This window comes from Synechococcales cyanobacterium T60_A2020_003, from assembly GCA_015272205.1.
In the GTDB taxonomy this organism is placed as follows: Bacteria; Cyanobacteriota; Cyanobacteriia; order RECH01; family RECH01; genus JACYMB01.
On the sequence record JACYMB010000241.1, the window covers coordinates 1 to 3,121 of the forward strand.

Here is a 3,121-nt window from a genome sequence, read left to right on the forward strand (position 1 = left end):
AATGTAGCTGCTTCAGCCATTCTCATTAACAATTCTTATTGCGGTGACCAGGTACGGTCAAAGCACCTGGAATGCCGTCAATAAATTTACGGGCTGGGTCGATGTGCCTCTGAGCAAGAAGGGGTTGCGTGAGGCTGAGCAGGCTGCCCAAAAGCTGAAATCGTTGCCGATTGACGTCTGCTTTACCAGTCTTTTGATTCGGTCAATTCAAACGGCTTTGGTATGCTTGGTCGAATCGGATGAAGTTGAACTTCAGGGGAAGAGTCCAATTCTCCACCACAACGCCGATGATCCCGATTGGCACGGTTGGGATCAGTATGAGGGCGATCCCGCGTTTGAGATTCCGGTGTATCCGGCGCAGGCACTAGACGAACGCTACTATGGCCACCTGCAAGGACTAAACAAGGCAAGCACCGCAGAACGATACGGGGATGACCAAGTTCATCTCTGGCGACGTTCCTACGATGTGCGTCCGCCCGGAGGCGAGAGTCTTGAGGATACGGCAGCTCGGACGATTCCGTTTTTGAAGGATCGAATTCTGACCCACGTTACCCAAGGCGATAACGTGCTGGTGTCTGCCCACGGTAACTCGCTGCGTTCGATCATCATGGATCTCGATCAGCTCACTGGCGAGGAAGTAGCCGGACTGGAATTAGCAACAGGAGTACCGATTATTTACGAAATTGATGCAAACGGACAAATTTTAGAAAAAGTAGTTTTGGATAAACAGGTAGGAGCGATCGCCTAGTCGGTAGCCTGTTCGCAGATAATAACTGATGGATGGATATGACAGAGGTTTGCTATGGATAAGCGCGCACTTTGGCAACGCTATCAAGATTGGCTCTACTATCACGACGGCTTGGATATTTACCTGGATATCAGCCGGATTGCTTTCAGTGCAGAGGATGTGGCTGCCCTAGAGCCAAAGTTTTCGAAAGCGTTTCAAGCTATGGATGCCCTCGAAAAGGGGGCGATCGCCAATCCTGATGAAGAACGGATGGTGGGTCATTACTGGTTACGAGATCCGGAGCGATCGCCCTCCAGCGAGATCAAAGCCGAAATTCAAACCACCTTAGATCAGATCCATACCTTTGTTCAGAAGATTCATGCGGGCGATATTCGACCTCCCCAAGCTACTAAGTTTACCGATGTATTATCGGTGGGAATCGGCGGCTCTGCCTTGGGGCCTCAATTCGTTGCCGAAGCCCTCGCCCCTGAACACCCGCCCATGGCGATCCACTTTATTGACAATACCGATCCCGCCGGGATCGATCGCGTGTTGACGGCTCTTAAGCCCCGCCTAAATAGTACCCTTGTGCTAGTCACCAGCAAATCGGGGGGCACGCCCGAGACCCGCAACGGCATGGTTGAGGTAAAGCATTATTACGAACGCAACGGCCTCAACTTTGCTGACCATGCGGTCGCTGTCACCATGCTAGGCAGCAAAATGGATCAACTTGCAAAATCTGAAGGCTGGCTAGCTGTCTTTCCGATGTTCGACTGGATCGGGGGACGGACTTCCGAAATGTCTGCGGTTGGACTGTTACCCGCCGCTCTGCAAGGCGTTGATATCCAGGCGATGCTGGCTGGCGCGAAGGACATGGATGAGGCGACTCGTATTTCCAACCTCCGCAAGAATCCGGCAGCCCTCCTCGCGATGAGTTGGTACGTCGCTGGAGAGGGCAAAGGCGCAAAGGATATGGTGGTGCTGCCCTACAAAGATAGTCTGCTCCTCTTTAGTCGCTACCTGCAACAGTTGGTCATGGAGTCCTTGGGTAAGGAAACGGATCTAGACGGCAACACGGTGTACCAGGGCATTGCGGTGTACGGCAATAAAGGTTCTACCGACCAGCACGCCTACGTGCAGCAACTCCGCGAAGGGGTTCCAAATTTCTTTGTCACCTTTATTGAGGTTCTAGAAGATCGGCAGGGATCATCGGTGGAAGTTGAACCCGGTGTGACCAGTGGGGATTACTTGTCAGGACTGTTGCAGGGAACGCGGCAAGCCCTGTTTGAAAACCATCGGGGATCAATTACCGTAACCGTTCCCCAGGTCAATGCCCGCATGGTCGGAGCTTTGATTGCGCTGTATGAACGAGCCGTTGGACTGTATGCCTCCTTGGTCAACATCAACGCTTACCATCAGCCCGGTGTGGAGGCGGGTAAGAAAGCGGCGGCGGCGTTGCTGGATCTCCAACTGCGGATTGTGAAGACGCTGAAGCAAGAACTCCAACCGCTCGATCTTCCTACTCTGGCGGCCAAGGTTGATGCAGCGGATGAGGTGGAGTCGGTTTATAAAATTGTGCGGCACTTGGCTGCCAATCACCGAGGGGTAACGTTGACGGGCGATCGCGCCAAGCCCGCAGAATTAACCGTATCCATGACCTCGTAACGGTCATCGATCGCGGCGTATGGGTAGGACGTACAGACCTGCCCATACCACACTCATCCCATCGATTCATCCCCTTTAACCATCATTGACACGATTCTCGATATGACTAAAGTTGCTTTTTTCAGCACGAAAGCCTACGATCGCCGCTTTTTTGAAGTGGCAAACTACGATCATGAACATGAACTTGTCTTTTTTGAGCCGCCGCTGAATCCCCATACGGCCTTGCTAGCCAGTCACTATCCAGTCGTATGCGTCTTTGTCAACGATACGCTTGATCGCGCCACCCTCGAAATCTTGGCAGCACGAGGCACACGGGTCGTCGCCCTGCGCTGTGCTGGGTTTAACAATGTTGATCTGAAAGCCGCTCAGGATTTAGACATAACCGTGGTGCGGGTTCCATCCTATTCTCCCTATGCCATTGCTGAGTTTGCCGTGGGGATGATTTTGACGCTAAATCGCAAATATCACAAAGCCTATAACCGGGTTCGAGAACAAAATTTCGCCCTAGAAGGACTGTTAGGGTTTGATCTCCACGGGCGCACCGTTGGCGTGGTCGGAACGGGCAAAATTGGTCAAATCTTTGCTGGGATCATGCACGGATTTGGCTGTCACCTCCTTGGCTACGATGTGTTTCACAATGAAACGTTTGAGGCGATCGGAACATACGTTGATCTGCCGACCCTATTTTCACAATCCGATATCATCTCTCTCCACTGTCCCTTGACACCC

3 protein-coding genes are annotated in these 3,121 nt (G+C 52.3%); all 3 read left to right on the forward strand.

Going from position 1 to position 3,121, the window contains the following annotated elements:
• The first annotated feature begins 7 nt into the window (after positions 1–7).
• The gene (locus IGR76_11935) at positions 8–748 is read left to right on the forward strand and encodes a 2,3-bisphosphoglycerate-dependent phosphoglycerate mutase (protein ID MBF2079199.1); all 741 of its coding nucleotides are present in this window, start codon (positions 8–10) and stop codon (positions 746–748) included.
• A gap of 54 nt (positions 749–802) precedes the next feature.
• Positions 803–2,392: a glucose-6-phosphate isomerase gene (locus IGR76_11940; protein MBF2079200.1), complete on the forward strand. Its 1,590-nt coding sequence runs from the start codon at positions 803–805 to the stop codon at positions 2,390–2,392.
• Positions 2,393–2,494: 102 nt separating this feature from the next.
• Positions 2,495–3,121 (forward strand): 2-hydroxyacid dehydrogenase (locus IGR76_11945; protein ID MBF2079201.1); only part of this gene is annotated, 627 nt, incomplete at its 3' end.

Excerpts from the sequence above, each read along its gene's own strand:
- IGR76_11940 (MBF2079200.1), top strand. The coding sequence starts at position 803 with ATGGATAAGCGCGCACTTTGGCAACGCTATCAAGATTGGCTCTACTAT.